This is a genomic window from Streptomyces sp. NBC_00691 (genome assembly GCF_036226665.1).
In the GTDB taxonomy this organism is placed as follows: domain Bacteria; phylum Actinomycetota; class Actinomycetes; order Streptomycetales; family Streptomycetaceae; genus Streptomyces.
Map to the genome: position 1 here is coordinate 4,241,976 of NZ_CP109007.1, position 17,600 is coordinate 4,259,575.

At 71.8% G+C, this 17,600-nt stretch carries 19 protein-coding genes and 1 tRNA gene; 5 read left to right on the forward strand and 15 right to left on the reverse strand.

What is annotated here, in order from left to right; genetic code table 11:
- Window positions 1-214: 214 nt before the first annotated feature.
- The 4 genes from OG392_RS19135 to OG392_RS19150 form a co-directional block, all read right to left on the reverse strand.
- Window positions 215-302 (reverse strand) — tRNA-Ser (locus OG392_RS19135).
- Window positions 303-357: 55 nt separating this feature from the next.
- On the reverse strand, window positions 358-786 hold the full coding sequence (gene tadA, locus OG392_RS19140; protein ID WP_443055082.1) for a tRNA adenosine(34) deaminase TadA: 429 nt from the start codon (window positions 784-786) through the stop codon (window positions 358-360).
- A gap of 62 nt (window positions 787-848) precedes the next feature.
- The gene (locus tag OG392_RS19145; RefSeq protein ID WP_329280992.1) at window positions 849-1,382 is read right to left on the reverse strand and encodes a tRNA adenosine deaminase-associated protein; all 534 of its coding nucleotides are present in this window, start codon (window positions 1,380-1,382) and stop codon (window positions 849-851) included.
- A 339-nt stretch (window positions 1,383-1,721) separates the two neighbouring features.
- Window positions 1,722-1,931 (reverse strand): hypothetical protein, encoded by a 210-nt coding sequence (locus OG392_RS19150; RefSeq protein WP_329280994.1) that lies wholly within the window; start codon window positions 1,929-1,931, stop codon window positions 1,722-1,724.
- A 93-nt stretch (window positions 1,932-2,024) separates the two neighbouring features.
- Between OG392_RS19150 and upp the strand changes: the two genes are divergently transcribed.
- Window positions 2,025-2,660, forward strand: a complete 636-nt coding sequence (gene upp / locus OG392_RS19155) for a uracil phosphoribosyltransferase (protein WP_024756127.1) — start codon at window positions 2,025-2,027, stop codon at window positions 2,658-2,660.
- Between the two features lie 116 nt (window positions 2,661-2,776).
- On the opposite strand, the gene OG392_RS19160 is transcribed toward upp, so the two are convergent.
- Both OG392_RS19160 and OG392_RS19165 read right to left on the reverse strand, forming a co-directional pair.
- Window positions 2,777-3,406: a LytR C-terminal domain-containing protein gene (locus OG392_RS19160; RefSeq protein ID WP_329280997.1), complete on the reverse strand. Its 630-nt coding sequence runs from the start codon at window positions 3,404-3,406 to the stop codon at window positions 2,777-2,779.
- 117 nt (window positions 3,407-3,523) lie between these two features.
- On the reverse strand, window positions 3,524-3,820 hold the full coding sequence (locus tag OG392_RS19165; protein WP_015034993.1) for a type II toxin-antitoxin system VapB family antitoxin: 297 nt from the start codon (window positions 3,818-3,820) through the stop codon (window positions 3,524-3,526).
- Between the two features lie 96 nt (window positions 3,821-3,916).
- On the opposite strand from OG392_RS19165, the gene OG392_RS19170 reads away from it, so the two are divergent.
- Complete coding sequence (locus OG392_RS19170; RefSeq protein ID WP_329280999.1) at window positions 3,917-5,509, forward strand: helicase HerA-like domain-containing protein; 1,593 nt, start codon at window positions 3,917-3,919, stop codon at window positions 5,507-5,509.
- A 32-nt stretch (window positions 5,510-5,541) separates the two neighbouring features.
- Here the strand turns inward: OG392_RS19170 and OG392_RS19175 are convergent, their stop codons facing one another.
- The 5 genes from OG392_RS19175 to OG392_RS19195 form a co-directional block, all read right to left on the reverse strand.
- A complete protein-coding gene (locus OG392_RS19175) occupies window positions 5,542-7,095 on the reverse strand; it encodes a M28 family metallopeptidase (RefSeq protein WP_329281001.1) in 1,554 nt (517 codons plus the stop codon).
- Window positions 7,096-7,210: 115 nt separating this feature from the next.
- Window positions 7,211-7,861 (reverse strand): HhH-GPD-type base excision DNA repair protein, encoded by a 651-nt coding sequence (locus OG392_RS19180; RefSeq protein WP_329281003.1) that lies wholly within the window; start codon window positions 7,859-7,861, stop codon window positions 7,211-7,213.
- A 42-nt stretch (window positions 7,862-7,903) separates the two neighbouring features.
- Window positions 7,904-8,842 (reverse strand): prolyl aminopeptidase, encoded by a 939-nt coding sequence (gene pip, locus OG392_RS19185; RefSeq protein ID WP_329281005.1) that lies wholly within the window; start codon window positions 8,840-8,842, stop codon window positions 7,904-7,906.
- A gap of 10 nt (window positions 8,843-8,852) precedes the next feature.
- On the reverse strand, window positions 8,853-9,425 hold the full coding sequence (locus OG392_RS19190) for an RBBP9/YdeN family alpha/beta hydrolase (RefSeq protein WP_329281008.1): 573 nt from the start codon (window positions 9,423-9,425) through the stop codon (window positions 8,853-8,855).
- Between the two features lie 79 nt (window positions 9,426-9,504).
- Window positions 9,505-11,775 carry an excinuclease ABC subunit UvrA gene (locus OG392_RS19195; protein ID WP_329281010.1) on the reverse strand — a complete coding sequence of 757 codons (2,271 nt, stop codon included), beginning with the start codon at window positions 11,773-11,775 and terminating at the stop codon, window positions 9,505-9,507.
- Window positions 11,776-11,915: 140 nt separating this feature from the next.
- Here OG392_RS19195 and OG392_RS19200 point away from each other — a divergent pair, with 140 nt between their 5' ends.
- Window positions 11,916-12,695, forward strand: a complete 780-nt coding sequence (locus OG392_RS19200) for a TetR/AcrR family transcriptional regulator (RefSeq protein WP_329287360.1) — start codon at window positions 11,916-11,918, stop codon at window positions 12,693-12,695.
- An 88-nt stretch (window positions 12,696-12,783) separates the two neighbouring features.
- Here OG392_RS19200 and OG392_RS19205 read toward each other — a convergent pair whose 3' ends face one another.
- Window positions 12,784-13,419 (reverse strand): TetR/AcrR family transcriptional regulator, encoded by a 636-nt coding sequence (locus OG392_RS19205; RefSeq protein ID WP_329281012.1) that lies wholly within the window; start codon window positions 13,417-13,419, stop codon window positions 12,784-12,786.
- Between the two features lie 195 nt (window positions 13,420-13,614).
- Here OG392_RS19205 and wrbA point away from each other — a divergent pair, with 195 nt between their 5' ends.
- Complete coding sequence (gene wrbA, locus OG392_RS19210; protein ID WP_329281014.1) at window positions 13,615-14,223, forward strand: NAD(P)H:quinone oxidoreductase; 609 nt, start codon at window positions 13,615-13,617, stop codon at window positions 14,221-14,223.
- Between the two features lie 94 nt (window positions 14,224-14,317).
- Here wrbA and OG392_RS19215 read toward each other — a convergent pair whose 3' ends face one another.
- The gene (locus tag OG392_RS19215; protein ID WP_030318196.1) at window positions 14,318-14,605 is read right to left on the reverse strand and encodes a metal-sensitive transcriptional regulator; all 288 of its coding nucleotides are present in this window, start codon (window positions 14,603-14,605) and stop codon (window positions 14,318-14,320) included.
- 136 nt (window positions 14,606-14,741) lie between these two features.
- Complete coding sequence (locus OG392_RS19220; protein ID WP_329281017.1) at window positions 14,742-15,482, reverse strand: TetR/AcrR family transcriptional regulator; 741 nt, start codon at window positions 15,480-15,482, stop codon at window positions 14,742-14,744.
- 64 nt (window positions 15,483-15,546) lie between these two features.
- Here OG392_RS19220 and OG392_RS19225 point away from each other — a divergent pair, with 64 nt between their 5' ends.
- Window positions 15,547-17,010 (forward strand): MFS transporter, encoded by a 1,464-nt coding sequence (locus tag OG392_RS19225; protein WP_329281019.1) that lies wholly within the window; start codon window positions 15,547-15,549, stop codon window positions 17,008-17,010.
- Between the two features lie 24 nt (window positions 17,011-17,034).
- On the opposite strand, the gene OG392_RS19230 is transcribed toward OG392_RS19225, so the two are convergent.
- Window positions 17,035-17,577 (reverse strand): GNAT family N-acetyltransferase, encoded by a 543-nt coding sequence (locus OG392_RS19230; RefSeq protein ID WP_329281021.1) that lies wholly within the window; start codon window positions 17,575-17,577, stop codon window positions 17,035-17,037.
- Window positions 17,578-17,600 lie beyond the last annotated feature (23 nt).

Consider the following 17,600-nt stretch of genomic DNA (forward strand, 5'->3'; position numbering starts at 1 on the left):
ACGGAGGGCCAGAGACCTTGCCAGGGGCCCCGGCACGCCCCGCCCAGGCCCGCCCGTGCCCCGCCCAGGCCCGACCGCGCCGCCCAAGCCCTGACCCGGTCCCCAGGCCCTGCCAAGCCCCCGGGCCTTGTGCACCCGCCTTCTCGCCCGTCGACAGCAGAAGCAAAAGAAAGAGCCCCTCCGATCTGCTTCCACAGATCGGAGGGGCTCTCGCTGGCGGTAGCGGAGGGATTTGAACCCTCGGTGAGTTTCCCCACACTCGCTTTCGAGGCGAGCTCCTTCGGCCGCTCGGACACGCTACCGAGAGAGAGCTTAGCCGAAACTCGCGCTGCGATGAAATCCGTATCCCGCGGCAGGTCAGCGGGTGCGGAAGAAGGCCGTGAGCTGCGCCGCGCACTCCTCGCCGAGCACGCCCTGGATCACCTCGGGGCGATGGTTGAGCCGACGGTCCCGTACGAGGTCCCAGAGCGAACCCGCCGCGCCCGCCTTCTCGTCCGGCGCTCCGAACACCACCCGCTCGACCCGCGACTGGACGAGTGCCCCCGCGCACATCACGCACGGCTCCAGGGTCACGACCAGCGTGCAGCCCGTCAGCCGCCACTCGCCGGTCGCCGCGGCCGCCCGGCGCAGGGCGAGCAGCTCGGCGTGCGCGGTGGGGTCACCGGCCGCCTCCCGCTCGTTGTGCCCGCGGGCGAGCACGGCGCCGCCTGGGCCGAGCACGACCGCGCCGACCGGTACGTCACCGGCCGGCAGGGCCGCGTCGGCCTCGGCGAGGGCGAGTCGCATGGCGTCCCGCCAGGGGTCCCGAACCGGGTCGGGCACCGGTACGACAGGTACAGCGCGCCCCACTATCGGACGGCCTCCAGGACCTCGGCGGCCCCCAGCGCGTCCGCGATCTCCGCGAGCGCGTCGCTCTCGAGCGCCAGCAGATCGGCCGGCGGCATGCCGAGGTCCGCGAGGATCAGCCGGTCGCCGACCGGAGCGGCCGGCACGGCCTCGGCCGCGACGCTCGTCTCCTCGTCGTCGTCCGTGTCGCCGTCGAGCGGCTCCCCGTCCTCCGTACCGTCCAGGTCCAGCGATTCGAGCTCGTCGACGATGTCGTCCAGGTCGTCGCCGAGGATCTCCCGGGTGAGGATCTCCCCGTACGAGGAACGGGCGGCGGCGGCGCCGTCCGAGACGTAGATGCGAGGGTCTTCCTCACCCTCGATCCGTACGATCCCGAACCACGCGTCCTCCTGCTCGATGAAGACGATCACCGTGTCGTCGTCCGAGGCCTCGCGGGCGAGCTCGGTCAGATCCGACAGGGTCTCCACGTCGTCGAGCTCCGTGTCGCTCGCTTCCCACCCGTCTTCGGTGCGCGCGAGCAGTGCGGCGAAGTACACCTGACTCTCTCCCACTGATCAGAGGTGTGACGATCCGGCGGCGCGCTCCTGATGCCCCGCCCAATCGGCATCGTGACAGATGCGGCGCCCACAGGAGAGGTCTTCGGCTCTTGCGTCGTGCATCAGTCTGAACGACCCCGCGATCGGGCGGGCGTGCGACCCCGGCGCACGCAGGGGGCGCACATAGGGACGGAACGGGGTGCGGCCGGGGACGGAGCGGCAGGATCACGTTTCAGGGACCCGTCAGGCACCGCGGGGCTCCTGGCGCCCCTCCGGCGGATTCCCGGCGCGCCTCCGTCGTGCCCCCGGCCGGCCTCCGCCGGATTCCGGGCGGGCTTCTCACCAGCGGAAGGTGCGCATGCGCATGGCCTGGCGCATCCGGGCCGCCCGCGCGCGTCGCGGCTGGACGCGCTCGCGCAGCGCCTTCGCCTCGCCGAGTTCACGGAGGAACTGGGCGCGGCGCCTCCGGCGCTCCGCGTCCGTCTCCGGTGTCGGTCGCCGGGCCGCCCTCTCGGCGGCGCCGTCGGCCGGTTCTTCCAGGTCGGGCATCGGCCACTCCACCCCATCGCTGGGTCCCCGTGCCACCCACCTTCCCCCAGTGGCGTGGGTCGATGCCAGTGCGCGGCGGGCTACTGTTGAGTCATGCGTCTCCACGTCGTCGATCACCCGCTGGTCGCCCACAAGCTCACCACGCTGCGCGACAAGCGCACGGACTCCGCGACCTTCCGTCGGCTCGCCGACGAGCTGGTCACCCTGCTCGCCTACGAGGCCACCAGGGACGTCCGGACCGAGCAGGTCGACATCGAGACCCCCGTCACGCCGACGACCGGCGTGAAGCTGTCGTACCCGCGTCCGCTGGTGGTCCCGATCCTGCGTGCCGGGCTCGGCATGCTCGACGGCATGGTCCGGCTGCTTCCGACGGCCGAGGTCGGCTTCCTGGGCATGATCCGCAACGAGGAGACGCTGGAGGCGTCGACCTACGCGACGCGCATGCCGGAGGACCTCTCGGGCCGCCAGGTGTACGTCCTGGACCCGATGCTGGCGACCGGTGGCACGCTCGTCGCGGCCATCCGGGAGCTCATCAAGCGCGGTGCCGACGACGTGACCGCGGTCGTGCTCCTCGCCGCCCCGGAGGGCGTCGAGATCATGGAGCGCGAACTGGCGGGCACCCCCGTCACCGTCGTGACGGCCTCGGTCGACGAGCGTCTCAACGAGAACGGCTACATCGTTCCGGGCCTGGGCGACGCGGGCGACCGCATGTACGGCTCCGCCGAATAGAGCTGCAGTCGGCTCCGCCGAATAGAGCTGCAGTCGGCTCCGCCGAATAGAGCTGCAGCCGGCTCCGTCGTACACGACGCAGCCGGCTCCGCGGAGCGTTGCCCCTCTTGGGGCCCTCAGCACTTTCCTGTCGGTACGGGCGCGGGCTTGGTCAGGGCGACCAGGGCCGCGTCCGCCGTCGTCTTCGGGGCCAGGTTCTTGAAGGCGGTCCCGATGATCAGGTCCACGTCCGCCGTGCCCCGGGTGTCCGTCTTCGTCGTGGCGCCCGCGAGCTGGGTGCCGAGGACCGGGAAGACGCCCTTGGCGGCGGTCGTGGCGCCGAGGATCAGACCGGCGCCGGGGACCTTCTTGTCGTAGGCGGCGGGTGCGTTCCCCACCTTGCCGATCTTGAAGCCGCGTTTCTTGAGCTCGTCCGCGGTCGTCTTGGCGAGCCCGCTGCGCGGGGTCGCGTTGTAGACGTTGACCGTGATCTGGGCGGGCTTGGGGAGGGCGGCCGCGGGTGCGGTCGTCGCTCGGGCGGCGGGTTTGCAGTCGGCCTGTTTGCCGGCCGTCGCACGGGTGCCCTCGTCGCCGGAGAAGACGTCGACGAGCTGGAGCGTGCCCCAGCCGGCCGCGCCGAGCACGACCACGGCGGCCGCGGCCGCGAGGATGATCCTGCGCCGGCGGTGGGGGCGGCGCATGCGCGGGTAGACGTCCCCCGTGATGCGGTACTTTCCGCCCATTCCGGGGGGAGTGAGCATGCTCATGAACGCAGCGTAATGCCGCCCGTCGGCGATGCCTACTTGATGATCATGTGATCGCGTCCGGATGGGGGCGAACTGACCCCGAAAGGGTCAGCGAGGACGGGGCCGGTCGGCGCCGTCTCAGTCCATTTCCAGGACGCGGGCGTGCAGCACCTGGCGCTGCTGGAGCGCCGCGCGGACGGCTCGGTGCAGTCCGTCCTCGAGGTAGAGATCGCCCTGCCACTTCACGACGTGCGCGAAGAGGTCGCCGTAGAACGTGGAGTCCTCGGCGAGCAGCGTCTCCAGGTCCAGCTGGCCCTTGGTGGTGACCAGCTGATCGAGGCGGACCGGGCGCGGGGCGACGTCCGCCCACTGCCGGGTGCTTTCCCGGCCGTGGTCGGGATACGGCTTTCCGTTTCCGATGCGCTTGAAGATCACACGGAAAGCCTACCGGGCGAGCGGCTCCCGGCGCAGCCATGCACGGGCAGTGGGATGCTGGTGCGAACCGTGACAAACCGGAATTGGGGTGCCGTGATGAGCGTGAGCGAGCAGCCACCGGCCGCGCCGGGCGGCCCTGCCGCCGAGATCGCCGCCGGGTACGCCTTCGAGGGCGCGGCACTCGATCTGGGGGCTCTGCTCTGGGACGGCGCGTGTCACCCGGACGCGCCGATCCGCATCCCGCTGCCCGTGCTCAACCGGCACGGACTGGTCGCCGGCGCGACCGGCACCGGCAAGACGAAGACGCTCCAGCTGATCGCCGAGCAGCTCTCGGCCAACGGAGTGCCGGTCTTCCTCGCCGACATCAAGGGCGACGTCTCCGGCGTCTCGGCCCCCGGCGTGGACGGCGAGAAGGTCAGGGAGCGGGCCGCCCAGGTCGGCCAGGAGTGGCGGGCGACGGGCTTTCCCTGCGAGTTCTACGGCCTCGGCGGGACCGGCCCCGGGATCCCGGTGCGCGCCACCGTGACCAGCTTCGGCCCCGTACTGCTGTCGAAGGTGCTCCAGCTCAACCAGACGCAGGAGCAGTCGCTCGGCCTGATCTTCCACTACGCCGACTCCAAGGGCCTGGAGCTGGTGGACCTCAAGGACCTCCGGGCGGTGGTGGCGTTCCTGGTCTCGGACACGGGGAAGGCCGAGCTCAAGGGGATCGGCGGGCTCTCCACGGTGACGGCCGGGGTGATCCTGCGGTCGATCACGGCCTTCGAGCAGCAGGGAGCGGGGGACTTCTTCGGGGAGCCGGAGTTCGACACGGGCGAGTTCCTGCGGACGGCGGCGGACGGGCGCGGCATCGTCTCGGTCCTGGAGCTGCCGTCGGTGCAGGACAAGCCGCAGCTCTTCTCGACCTTCCTGATGTGGATGCTGGCGGATCTCTTCGGCGACCTGCCGGAGGTGGGCGATCTGGAGAAGCCGAAGCTGGTGTTCTTCTTCGACGAGGCGCACCTGCTGTTCAACGGGGCGTCCAAGGCCTTCCTGGAGTCGGTCACCCAGACCGTGCGGCTGATCCGCTCGAAGGGGATCGGCGTGTTCTTCGTGACGCAGACGCCGAAGGACGTGCCCTCGGATGTGCTCGCACAGCTGGGCAACCGGGTGCAGCACGCGCTGCGCGCGTTCACCCCGGACGACGCGAAGGCCCTGAAGGCGACGGTACGGACCTTCCCGAACTCGCCGTACGACCTGGAGGAGGTCCTCACGGGCCTCGGTACGGGCGAGGCGGTGATCACCGTCCTCAGCGAGAAGGGCGCCCCGACCCCGGTCGCGGCGACCCGGCTGCGGGCGCCGGAGTCGCTGATGGGCCCGATCGACGCGGCCGCCCTGGAGGCGGCGGTGAAGGGTTCGTCGCTCTACGGGCGGTACGCCGAGGCGGTGGACCGCGAGTCGGCGTACGAGAAGCTGACGGCCGAGCAGCGGGCGGCGGAGGCGGCGGCGCTGGAGGCGGCGGCCGCCAAGGAGGCGGAGAAGGCGGAGGAGGCCGGGAGGCAGGGCGGAGGGAGGGCTCCGAAGCCGGAGCCCTCCCTCGCCGAACAGGTGGTGGGCAGTGGGGTCTTCAAGTCCCTGGCGCGCTCGATCGGCACCCAGCTGGGCCGGGAGATCAGCCGCTCGATCTTCGGCACCGCCCGCCGCAAGAGGTAGCCCCGCCGCAGGAGCCGGCGGGGCCGGCAGGACTACTCCGTGACCTCGTGGTGGTCGCTGTGCAGGCCGCCGCCGCTGCTCTCGCCGCCCGTGGTCGGGGTGGAGACGACCGGCTTGCGCAGCGAGGAGATGTCGTGGGCGTAGGTGCCGACGGCGTTGGCGATGACCTTGATGTTGGCGTCGAAGGCCTTCATGTTGATGTTCTTCAGGTCGTCGCCCTTGGCGTGGTAGTTCACGTCGTACGCGACTCCCGCCGTGCCGCCGAACTTGGCTGCCTGGGCTGCGGTCTTGATGCCCTCGGCGCCGGTGAAGGTGCCACCGGAGGGGATGCCGACCTTGATGAACGGGCCGTAGTCGGAGCGGCCGGAGAAGTCGGTGCCCTCGTGCGGGAGGCCGCGCGAGCCCATGAAGTCGGTGATGTCGCGCTCCAGCTGGGCGGAGCCCGCGGGGCCGGCGCCCTCGCCGACGTTGTCCGAGTTGTCGCCGTCGTAGACGAACAGGCCGTAGTTCGGCGAGGCGATCATGTCGAAGTTGAGGTAGAGCTTGATCTCGCTCTTGTCGAGCGCGGTCAGGTTCTTGACGTAGTGGTCGGAGCCGAGGAGACCGTTCTCCTCCGCGGACCACCAGGCGAAGCGGACCTTGTTGCGGACCTTGTCCTTCGACTTGGCGAGCTCCAGGGCGGTCTGCAGGAGACCGGCGGAGCCGGAGCCGTTGTCGTTGATGCCGGGGCCCGCGGTGACGGAGTCGAGGTGCGAGCCGAGCATCACGGTGTTGGCGGCGTTGCCGCCCTTGGTCTCCGCGATGACGTTGTTGGTGATCCGCTTCTCCTGGAGCTGGCGGATCTCGAAGGAGAGCTTGACCGGGCCCTTGGCGAGGTCGGCGGCGAGCTTCTCGCCCTCGGCCAGGCTGATGCCACCGGTCGGGATCTTGCCCGCGGCCGGCTCGCCGAGGGTGCCGGAGAGGATGCCGTCGACGTTGTTGTAGACGATCGCGCCGGCGGCGCCGGCCGCCGCGGCCTGCTGCTGCTTGATCGCGAAGGAGCAGCCGCCGCGCTTGATGAGCGCGACCTTGCCGGTGAAGGCGCCCGCGGCGTAGTCGCCCGGCTCGCAGCCGGTGGTGCCGTCGGCGTCGACGGGCACGGCGACCAGATCGGCCTTGATGCCGCCGACCGGGGTGGACTTGGTGTACGTCATGGCGTGGATCTCGAGGGCGCGCGGCGCGGGCGCCTCCACGGAGACCTTCTCGGCGAGCGTCTCGGTGTAGATGAAGTCGAACTGCTCGTACGAGACGTCGTAGCCGGCCTTCTTGAGCTGCTGGTACACGTATGCGGCCGAGGCGTCGTGTCCGAGCGTGCCGGCCGCGCGGTGACCGCCGGCCGAGTCGGCTATCGCCTGGAACTTCTGCAGGTGCTTGTAGGCGTCCTGGCCAGTGGTTTCGCGGACCAGCTTCTTCGCCAGCCTGGCGGCATCGCGGGCGGGTGCGGCCGAGGGGTCCTTCACCGCGGTGGCGGGGGAGGCGAGCACCAGCGGGGTGGCGAGGGCGGCGGCGGCCAGAATGGCCGCGGCCCGGCGCTGGGTAGCGTTCACAGAAGTCCTTCCCGTTACGGACGAGGTTGAGGGGAAGTTAGCGATCGGCAGGGCCTCCTGTGAACACCTTCTCCACAATTCCTGTCACATAGAGCAGGATTGAAATCTGGAATTTTCAATTCCCGTCTGGTTTCGGCTCCTTGGCGGCTTTCGCCGCTTTCGCCGCCGCCTTCATCTCCTGCTTGTGGGCCCGCACCTTCACCAGCGACTCCGGGCCCGTGATGTCGGCGGCCGAGCGGTACGAGCCCTGCTCGCCGTACGCGCCCGCAGCCTCCCGCCAGCCCGTGGGCCGGACCCCGTACTGCTTGCCCAGCAGGGCCAGGAAGATCTGCGCCTTCTGCTTGCCGAAGCCGGGCAGTGCCTGGAGACGCCCGAGCAGCTCCTTCCCGCTCGCCGCGTCCGCCCAGACTGCTTCGGCATCGCCCCCGTACTCCTCCACGAGGAACGCGCACAGTCGCTGTACGCGCTGGGCCATCGACCCCGGGTAGCGGTGCACGGCGGGTTTCGCGGAGAGCAGCGCGGCGAACTCCTCCGGGTCCCGGGCGGCGATCTCGTGCGCGTCGAGATCGTCCGCGCCGAGCCGCTGGGCGATGGTGTACGGCCCGGAGAAGGCCCACTCCATGGGCACCTGCTGGTCGAGCAGCATGCCGACGAGCGCGGCCAGCGGCGACCGGCCGAGCAGCGCGTCCGCCTCCGCCTGCTGGGCGAGATGGATCTCAGGGTGCTTCGGGTGGGAGGCGGCGGGGCTCTTGGACGCGGGGCTCATGTTCCGATCATCCCGCCCGGCCAGGTTGATCGCCTGGTGGACTCACCCCTTCGCGAAGCGGTCGAGGGCGGCGAGGATCAGCTTCCCCGTCTCCTCCCCGCCCAGGTGACCGGCGGTCTCGACGACGTGCAGCTCGGCGTCCGGCCAGGCCCGGGACAGCTCCCAGGCGGTACCGAGCGGCCCGCCCATGTCGAGCCGGCCATGGATCAGGACCCCGGGGATGCCGGCGAGCCGATGGGCGTCCCGGATCAGGGCACCCTCCTCCAGCCAGGCGCCGTGCGCGAAATAGTGCGAGCAGATCCGGACGAAACCGAGCCGGGTGTCGTCGACCCGGTCGGTGTACGGAGTGCCCATGCCCTCCATCGACAGGACCGCGTCCTCCCAGGCGCACCAGTCGGCAGCGGCCTTCTCCCGTACGGCCCGGTCGGGGTGGTTCATCAGGGCCGCGTAGGCGCCCACCGGGTCCGCGGCCCCGCCGGCGCCCGCCCGGAAACGCTCGTGGGCCTCGGGGAAGAACCGTCCCACCCCGTCGTACAGCCAGGCCGTCTCGGAACGGCGGGTCGTCGTCACGGCCGCGATCACGATCTCCGTGACCCGCTCCGGGTGCGCCTCCGCGTACGCCAGGATCAGGGTGGAGCCCCAGGACCCGCCGTACAGCAGCCAGCGGTCGATCCCCAGGTGCTCGCGCAGCCGCTCCATGTCGGCGACCAGATGCGCGGTGGTGTTCACCGCCATGTCGGCGGCCGGGTCGCTCGCGTGTGGGGTGGAACGGCCGCAGCCCCGCTGGTCGAAGAGGACCAGGCGGTACGCCTCCGGGTCGAAGAGACGGCGACCCCGCGGCGAGGACCCGGAGCCCGGACCGCCGTGGACGACGAGCGCGGGCCGGCCCTCCGGGTTGCCGGAGACCTCCCAGTGGATGCGGTTGCCGTCGCCCACGTCGAGCAGGCCCTGGTCGTACGGTGCGATGTGGTCGGAGTACATCCGACCGAGCCTAACGACCCTCGATCCGCACCGAAGGGTCCTCGCACCACTCCAGGAGCGAGGGCCATTCCCCGTACCCGGAGTCGGGGTTGAGGTGCTTCCCGCCCGGTACGAGGTCCATGTCCAGGCCGAGCGGGAGACCGTAGTGCAGGTCGGCGCCGTCGGGGCAGTAGGGGTCGCCGTCGCCGTGCACGAGACGCGCGTCGAGCCCGGTCTCCGCCAGGTCCAGTCCGTCGGCGAAGGCCGCGATCTCGGGGATCCCGGCGGTGACGGGCGGCGAGGGCGGGGCGACGAGCAGCACCCGGTCGGCCGCGGGCCGGCGTGCGCCGGCCCGCAGCCAGAGCAGCACGGACAGGCTGTGCGCGAGCACGACGAACTCGCCCCGCGCGGGCCGGGTGCCGTGCTCGTCGAGCGCGTCGAGCCAGTCGCCGAGCACGGGGGCCTCGGGCGCGGGCAGCTGCGGATAACGCACGTCGTGCCCGCGGGCCCGCAGCTGCCGGGCGAGCCAGTGCTGCCAGTGCTCGGGGGGCCGGCGGTTCTGGTAGCCGTGCAGGATGAGGAAGGTCTTGGAGGGATCGCTCATGCGGAAATGCTGCGTCCCGACCCACCCGGAGGTCCACCGCCTCCCAAGCCGTGGACACCCCCGCCGCGCGGCTCCGGCCTCAGGCCTGCACGTACTCCCGGAGGTGCTGGGCCGTCAGGGTGTCCGACTTCGAGACCAGTTCCGCCGGCGTCCCCTCGAACACCACGCGCCCCCCGTCATGCCCCGCCCCGGGGCCCAGGTCGATCAGCCAGTCCGCGTGGGCCATCACGGCCTGGTGGTGTTCGATCACGACGACCGTGTTGCCGGACTCGACGATCCGGTCGAGGAGGGCGAGCAGTTTGTCGACGTCGGCCAGGTGGAGCCCGGTGGTCGGCTCGTCCAGGACGTACACCGCGCCCTTCTCCGCCATGTGGATCGCCAGCTTGAGGCGCTGCCGCTCGCCGCCGGAGAGCGTGTTCAGGGGCTGTCCGAGGCGGAGGTAGCCGAGGCCTACGTCCTTGAGGCGTCCGAGGATCGTGCGGGCCTGGCTCTTCGCCGTGAAGAAGTCGTACGCCTCCTCGATCGACAGCGACAGGACCTCGTGGATGTTCTTGCCGTCGAGCCGGTACGTGAGGACCTCGGGCGTGAACCTCTTCCCCTCGCACTCCTCGCAGACCGACGCGACGCCCGCCGCGATGGCGAGGTCGGTGTAGACCAGCCCGAGGCCGTTGCAGCGCGGGCAGGCGCCCTCGGAGTTGGCGCTGAAGAGGGCCGGCTTGACGCCGTTGGCCTTGGCGAAGGCCGTACGGATCGGGCCGAGGAGCCCGGTGTACGTCGCCGGGTTCGAGCGGCGCGAGCCCCGGATGGGGGACTGGTCGGCGACGACGACCCCTTCGCGGCCCGGCAGGTTGCCGTGGATGAGGGAGGACTTGCCGGAGCCCGCCACGCCCGTGACGACGGTCAGGACCCCGGCAGGGATCTCGACGCTGACGTCCTTGAGGTTGTGCTGGGTGGCGCCGGTGATGCTCAGCGCGCCGGTGGGAACCCGTACCTCCGCACGGAGCTTCGCCCGGTGCGCGAGGTGGTTCCCGGTGAGGGTGCCGGAGGTGCGCAGTCCCGGAACGTTTCCGCTGTAGCAGATCTCGCCGCCCGCGGTCCCGGCCCGCGGGCCGAGGTCGACGACGTGGTCGGCGATCTCGATGACCTCGGGCTTGTGCTCGACGACGAGCACGGTGTTGCCCTTGTCGCGCAGCCGCAGGAGCAGGTCGTTCATGCGCCGCACGTCGTGCGGGTGCAGTCCGGTGGTCGGCTCGTCGAAGACGTACGTGACGTCGGTGAGCGGGGAGCCGAGGTGGCGGACCATCTTCACGCGCTGCGCCTCGCCGCCGGAGAGCGTGCCGGACGACCGGTCGAGGGAGAGGTAGCCGAGGCCGATCTCGACGAGCGAGTCCAGGAGTTCGCGCAGGCCGGCGAGGAGCGGCGCGACGGCGGGGTCCTCGATCCGGCGGACGAACGCGGCGAGGTCGCTGATCTGCATCGCCGAGCACTCGGCGATGTTGACCCCGTCGATACGGGAGGACAGCGCGGCCCGGGTGAGCCGGGCGCCCTCGCACTCGGGGCAGGTCCGGAAGCCGACGGCCCGGTCGACGAAGGCGCGGATGTGGGCCTGCATGGCCTCCCGGTCCTTGGTGAGGACGGTCCGCTGGAGCTTCACCACGAGGCCCTCGTAGGTGAAGTTGTTGCTGCCGACCTTCACCTTGCAGGACGGCTTGTGGAGGAAGTCCTCCCACTCCCGCTCGGTGAAGTCCGCGAGCTTCTTGTCGGGGTCGTAGAAGCCGGAGTGGGCCATGATCTGCCACATCCAGGAGTCGACGGCGTAGCCCGGCACCGTGATGGCGCCCTCGTTGAGGGACTTGGTGCGGTCGACGAGTTCGTCGACGTCGATGTCGGAGATCTGGCCGGTGCCCTCGCAGCGCGGGCACATGCCCTCGGGCAGGTTGAAGCTGAACGCGCCCGAGGTGCCGACGTGCGGGGTGCCGAGGCGGCTGAAGACGATCCGCAGCATCGTGTACGCGTCGGTGGCGGTGCCCACGGTGGAGCGGGAGTTGGCTCCCATCCGCTCCTGGTCGACGACGATCGCGGCGCTCAGGTTGTGCAGTCCGTCGACGTCGGGGCGGGCGAGCGACGGCATGAAGGACTGCAGGAAGGCGCTGTAGGTCTCGTTGATCAGGCGCTGCGACTCGGCGGCGATGGTGCCGAAGACGAGGGAGGACTTTCCGGAGCCGGAGACTCCGGTGAAGACGGTGAGGCGGCGCTTGGGGAGGTCGACGTCGACGTTCCTGAGGTTGTTCTCCCTGGCCCCGCGGACCTGGATGACGTGGTGGCTGTCCGCTGCGACGGGGTGGTTCATGCGTGCGCCCTCCGGTGGTCGTCCTGTATGCGGGGGAAGCGTACTCTATACAACGTACAAAGTAAGCGGGAGCTATTCTGACCTGCGAGAACGCGAAAAAAATGAAGAACACGACACACGCGATGAGGGACGGGAGCGGCATGGCGGGAGCGAAGGGGAAGAGCAGCAGCGGCGCGGGCGACCCGGCGCGCACCCTGGAGCTGCTGTGGCGCGACGGCTCGGCCGCCCCGGCGGGGCGCCGCGGCCCGAGACAGGGCCTCACGGTGGACGCCGTCGTGGACGCGGCGATCGCGCTCGCCGACGCCGGCGGACTGGACGCGCTGACCATGCGCGCGGTGGCCCAGCACCTCGGCGTGACCCCGATGACGCTCTACACGTACGTCCCCGGCAAGGCCGAACTCCTCGACCTCATGCTCGACGCCGTCTTCCTGCGCATGGACCGGCCGCCGTTCCGCCCGGAGGAGCCCTGGCGGTCCCGCGTCACGGCGGTCGCGGACGCGAACAGGACCCTGCACCTGAGCCACCCGTGGCTGGTCGAACTGCGCATCGTGCGCGCCCCGTTGGGGCCCGGCGTGATGACCAAGTACGAGTACGAGCTGGGCGCCTTCGAGGGTCTCGGCCTCGACGACGTGGCCCGGGACTCGGCGCTGACGTACGTCCTCGGCTTCGTCCAGGCCGGCGCCCGCGCGGAGCTGGACGCGCGGGCCGTGGCGCGGGAGAGCGCGATGTCGGACGGGGAGTGGTGGGAAGCCCACGAGCCGCTGCTGGCCCGGGCGCTGGACCAGTCGCGGTTCCCGCTGGCGAGCCGGGTGGGGGAGGCGGCGGCGATCGCGTACGACGGCCTGTACGACGCGGAACACGCGTACCGCTTCGGCCTGGCCCGGGTGCTGGACGGCCTGGCGACACTGGGCGGGATCTGACCCGGCAGGTCGGCTCCGGTCCGTGGACCCGGCCCGTCCCCCGGCCCGTCCCCCCGGCCCGTGCCACCGGCCCCCTCCGTCCCGGCGCTCAGGCCCGCAGGCGGAGCAGTTCCTGCAGGCCCGCCTTGAGGCGGTCCGCCGACAGCTCCTGCTCGACCGTCAGATGGTGCATGACGTCGGGCGAGAACGGGGCGAGCAGCAGGTGCGCGAGGAGCGTGCTGTCGGAGCCGGGCCTCAACCGCCCGATGAGCAGGGCCACATGGGTGTGCATCACCCGGTACGCGCCGCTGTGGTAGCGGGCGCGGGGCGCTGCGGAGTGCGCGGCGAGCAGGATCTCGCGCTGCTCGCGGACCCGGTCGACGAGCGCGTCGAGGAAGGCGTCGAGCCGGGCGTCGGCGGGGGCGCCGGGGCCGAGCGGCGGCGGGCCGCTCATGTACGACTCCTGGAACTGGCGCTCGCGGTCGTCGAGGAGCGCCCACAGGAGCTGGGAGACGTCGCCGAAGCGGCGGTAGACCGTGCCGACGCCGATGCCGCTGGCGTGGGCGACCTGGTTCATGGTGACGGCCTGGGGGCCGTCCTCGCTGACGATCCGGGCGGCGGCGTCGAGGATCTTGCGCCGGTTGCGGGCGGCGTCGGCGCGCTCGGGCGCGGGTGTCCCGACGGTGGGGAGAAGGCCGAGCAGGGGTGCCGACGTGTGTCCGGCCCGCGGTATCTCGGTGCTCATCTGCCGACTCCTGTTCCTGGTGCGCCGCCCGTGCGCCCTGTTGCGCGCTGCGTCGCGCTGTTTGCCTTTTCGCGCCCCGTCTCCCCGTTCCGGTAGCCCTCGATGTGAGCATACCCGTTCCCCTTGCGAAACGGATAGCAATCCGTTTAGTCTCATGACGTTGAAACGGAAACTGATCCGCTTGAGGAGATCGCCATGTCCGTGAAGGTCGCCGTCATCTACTACTCGGCCACGGGTGCCGTTCACCAGCTCGCCCAGGCCGTTGCGGAGGGTGCCGAGAAGGCGGGCGCCGAGGTGCGGCTGCGCCGGGTGACCGAGCTCGCCCCCGCCGCCGCCATCGACTCGAACCCGGCGTGGCGCGCCCATGTGGACGCCACCGGTGACGTGGAGGTCGCCACCCTCGACGACCTGGAGTGGGCGGACGCGTACGCGCTCGGCTCCCCGACCCGTTTCGGCAACGTGGCCGCGCAGCTGAAGCAGTACATCGACACCTCGGGCGGCCTCTGGCAGCAGGGCGTCATGGCGGACAAGCCCGCGACCGCCTTCACCAGTGCCCACAACCTGCACGGCGGCAACGAGTCGACGCTGCTCGCGCTCTACAACACCTTCCACCACTGGGGCTCGGTCATCGTCTCCCCCGGTTTCACGGACCCGGCGGTCTACGCGGCCGGCGGCAACCCGTACGGCACCGCCCACCCGGGTGCGAACGGCGCCCCGGAGGAGCCGGTCCTCGCGGCCGCCCGCTACCAGGGCCGCCGTCTGACGACGATCGCGAAGCGCCTCAAGGGCCTCGCGACCGACTGATCGCACGGGAGGGCGGCCCGGGAGCCGCCGCCGTACGAGACGTGCCCCCGGGGGATCTCCCCCGGGGGCACGTCCGCGTCCGGAAGCGCGGCGGTCACGCCAGCGACAGGAAGAGCTTCTCCAGCCGGGCGCGCATCGCGTCACGGTCCTCGCCGTTCCGGCGGGCGTCCTCGACGTCGGTCAGGCACTGCTGCAGGCCGGTCGCGATGATCGCGAACCCGGCCCGGTCGAGGGCCCGGGAGGCGGCCGCCAGCTGGGTCACGACCTCCTCGCAGTCGCGGCCTTCCTCGATCATCCGGATCACGCCGGAGATCTGGCCCTGAGCCCGGCGGAGCCGGTTCAGTACCGACTTCAGCTCCGCACCAGCGAGATCCAGTTCCACAGCCACTCCTCCTAGATACCCCACGGGGTAATTTACTCCCCACGCGGGGTTCCGTCGAAGACCAAGGATGACACCTGCGCCGGGAGACGGGCGTGCACGAGGGCGGGGCGGGCCGGGGCCGGGGCGGGGTCCCGGGTCAGGACCCGGGTGCGGGCGCGTACCGGCGGAGGAACATCTCGGCCCCGTCCACGACGAGGCGCTCGCACAGTTCGTCGCCGAGCTCCGCCCCGTGCTGCTCGAACACCATCTGCGGGAAGAGCAGCAGCGAGTAGAGCTGGAGGACGGCGACCTCCAGGTCGGGGATGTCGAGGAGACCCCGGTCCGCGAGGGTGCGCAGGGCGTTCGTGACGGCGGGGTGGTGGCCGGCCGGGCCGTGCGCGCGCCAGGCGCGGCCCAGCTCGGGGAAGCGGTGGACCTCGGTGGCGACGAGGGTGCGCAGGGCGCGGCCCTCGGTGTCGGCGCGTACGGCCCGGCCCCAGGCGCGGCCGGCGTCGGTGAGGGCGGCCTTGAGCGCTTCGGGGCCGTCGGCGTCGACGAGCCGCGCGAGATCGGGCCCGCCGGCCGGCCCTTCGCCGCCCTGGCCGCCGGGGCCGAGCGGCTCGTCGAGGGCGCCCGCGACGACGGCGGTGAAGAGGGCTTCCTTGCTGCCGAAGTGGTTGTAGACGGTCACCTTGGAGACGCCGGCCTCGGCGGCGATGGCGTCCATGCCGACGCCGAAGCCCTCGCGGAGGAAGAGGTCGCGGGCGGCCCGCACGATCGCCTGCCGCTTGCGGGCTGCGCGGGGGCCGGTGGGGGCGGGCTTGGGGGCCGGAGCGGGCTCGGCGGAGGGCTCGGTCGCCGGTGCGGGGTCGGTGGCCGGTGCGGGCTGGGCGTCCATGGCCCCACCCTATCCAGGAAACTGTACTCTTGAGTTCAACTGTACTGTGCCGTACAGTTCAGTTATGTCCACCCACCCCGCCGTACCCTCCCCTGCCCACGACCAGGCGCCCGGGCGGCCCCACAGCCACCCCCGCCCCGACCCCCGCCGCTGGAAAGCCCTCGCGCTGATCTGCGCGGCCCAGTTCATGCTCGTCCTCGACGTGACCGTGGTGAACGTCGCGCTGCCCGCGCTCGCCACCGACCTCGACCTCGGACGCTCGACTCTGACCTGGGTCGTCACCGCGTACACCCTCTGCTTCGGCGGGCTCATGCTCCTCGGCGGACGCCTCGCCGACGCCCTCGGCGCCCGCCGGGTCCTCCTCACCGGCCTCGCCCTCTTCACCGCCGCGTCCCTGGCCTGCGGCCTCGCGCCGAACGCCGGCGTGCTCCTCGGCGGCCGGATCGTCCAGGGCATCGGCGCCGCGCTGCTCTCCCCGGCGGCCCTCGCCCTGGTCACGACGGTGTTCCACGGCCCGGAGAAGCCCAGGGCGCTGGGCGTCTGGGCGGCCGTCGGCGGTACGGGATCGGCGGTGGGCGTCCTGCTCGGCGGCGCGCTCACCTCGGGCCCCGGCTGGCCGTGGATCTTCTACGTCAACGTCCCGGTGGGCCTCGCGGTCCTGGCGGCCCTCCCCAGGTTCGTACCGGCGACGGCGCGGCCCGCGCGGCGCGGCGCGGGACTCGACGTCCCCGGCGCCCTCCTCGTCACGACGGCGACCGGCGCACTCGTCTACGGCCTGGTCACGGCGGGCGACTCCGGCTGGACGTCGACGGCGACGCTGCTGCCCCTCCTGGGCGCGCTCGTCCTCTACGCAGCCTTCGCGGCGACCGAACGGAAGGCCCGCACCCCGCTGATGGACCTGCGGATGCTCACCCGGCGACCCGTCGTCGTGGGCTCACTCCTCATGCTGGTCGCGACGGCGCTGCTGATCTCGTTCTTCTTCCTGGGCTCGATGCACCTCCAGCACCTCCACCACCTCGGCGCCCTCCGCACCGGCCTGCTGTTCCTCCCGGTGGCCCTCACCACGGCGATCGGCGCCCACTTGGGCTCCCGCCTGGTGAGCACGGCCGGCCCGCGCGTCTGCGCGACGGGAGGCCTGACGGTGGCGGCCCTCGGCTGCCTCCCGCTGGTCCTCGTCGACCCCGCGTCCGGCCCGTGGACCACGCTCCTCCCGTCCCTCGCGACGGCGTCGCTCGGCCTCGGCGCGGTCTTCGTCACGGCGACGACGACGGCCCTGGGCCTGATCGCCCCCACCGAGGCGGGCCTCGCCTCCGGCATCGTGAACACCTTCCACGAACTGGGCGGCTCCATCGGCGTCGCGCTCGTCTCCACCCTGGCCCTGACCGCCACGACCACCCCGACCCCCACCGGCCTGACCGCCGCGTACACCCTCTGCACCGCCACAGCGGCCACCGCCGCCCTCGCCGCCCCCCTCCTCATCCCAAGGGGCCGCCCCCACCTGACGGGCGGCCCGCACGGGATGCACTGAACCGATCCCGGAGACGTGCTCGGTTCAGAGCGGGGCCAACATCATCAGGACCTCGTCCCGGTCGTCCCCGGGCGCCAGCCGAAGCGCCCCGGGCCACCGTCCGACCTCCCGCCAGCCGAGCCGCCCGTAGAAGGCCTCCAGGCCGACGCCGCCGCGCGCGGCGAGCCGGAGCTGCTCGAGCCCCATCTCGTCGCGGGCGATCTCCCGTACGCGGGACATGAGGGCGGCCCCGATCCCGCGCCCGCGCAGACCCGTCCGGGTCTGGACGTGGTGGAGCGTCCCCCAGTGCGCCACGAGCCGGAAGTCGTCGCGGCGGACGTGCAGCCATCCGGCGAGGCCGCCGTCGACCGACGCGACCAGAAGACGGCTCGACCCGGGGCCGAGGCCCGCGACGAGGGCGTCGACCGCGGGGCCGGCCAGGTCCGTGCCGATCGGCGGGAAGGGGAAACCCGCCGCGCCACCCGCGTTGGTCACCTCGATCCAGCACTCGATGAGTTCGTCCCGCAGCTCCGGGGAGACATCATCCGGAGCCGTGAACTGTCGAAGAACGAGGGGTCCGATATCCACGCGGCGATCCTCGCACCCGGTAC

What these genes read in the sequence shown, in the direction of transcription:
- OG392_RS19190 (WP_329281008.1), bottom strand. Translation starts at nt 9,425, where the DNA reads ATGAGCGATCCCTCCAAGACCTTCCTCATCCTGCACGGCTACCAGAAC.
- OG392_RS19180 (WP_329281003.1), bottom strand. Translation starts at nt 7,861, where the DNA reads ATGAGCCCCGCGTCCAAGAGCCCCGCCGCCTCCCACCCGAAGCACCCT.
- OG392_RS19205 (WP_329281012.1), bottom strand. Translation starts at nt 13,419, where the DNA reads ATGAGCACCGAGATACCGCGGGCCGGACACACGTCGGCACCCCTGCTC.
- upp (WP_024756127.1), top strand. Translation starts at nt 2,025, where the DNA reads ATGCGTCTCCACGTCGTCGATCACCCGCTGGTCGCCCACAAGCTCACC.
- tadA (WP_443055082.1), bottom strand. Translation starts at nt 786, where the DNA reads ATGCGACTCGCCCTCGCCGAGGCCGACGCGGCCCTGCCGGCCGGTGAC.
- OG392_RS19200 (WP_329287360.1), top strand. Translation starts at nt 11,916, where the DNA reads ATGGCGGGAGCGAAGGGGAAGAGCAGCAGCGGCGCGGGCGACCCGGCG.
- OG392_RS19225 (WP_329281019.1), top strand. Translation starts at nt 15,547, where the DNA reads ATGTCCACCCACCCCGCCGTACCCTCCCCTGCCCACGACCAGGCGCCC.
- pip (WP_329281005.1), bottom strand. Translation starts at nt 8,842, where the DNA reads ATGTACTCCGACCACATCGCACCGTACGACCAGGGCCTGCTCGACGTG.
- OG392_RS19150 (WP_329280994.1), bottom strand. Translation starts at nt 1,931, where the DNA reads ATGCCCGACCTGGAAGAACCGGCCGACGGCGCCGCCGAGAGGGCGGCC.
- OG392_RS19220 (WP_329281017.1), bottom strand. Translation starts at nt 15,482, where the DNA reads ATGGACGCCCAGCCCGCACCGGCCACCGACCCCGCACCGGCGACCGAG.
- wrbA (WP_329281014.1), top strand. Translation starts at nt 13,615, where the DNA reads ATGTCCGTGAAGGTCGCCGTCATCTACTACTCGGCCACGGGTGCCGTT.
- OG392_RS19195 (WP_329281010.1), bottom strand. Translation starts at nt 11,775, where the DNA reads ATGAACCACCCCGTCGCAGCGGACAGCCACCACGTCATCCAGGTCCGC.
- OG392_RS19170 (WP_329280999.1), top strand. Translation starts at nt 3,917, where the DNA reads ATGAGCGTGAGCGAGCAGCCACCGGCCGCGCCGGGCGGCCCTGCCGCC.
- OG392_RS19160 (WP_329280997.1), bottom strand. Translation starts at nt 3,406, where the DNA reads ATGAGCATGCTCACTCCCCCCGGAATGGGCGGAAAGTACCGCATCACG.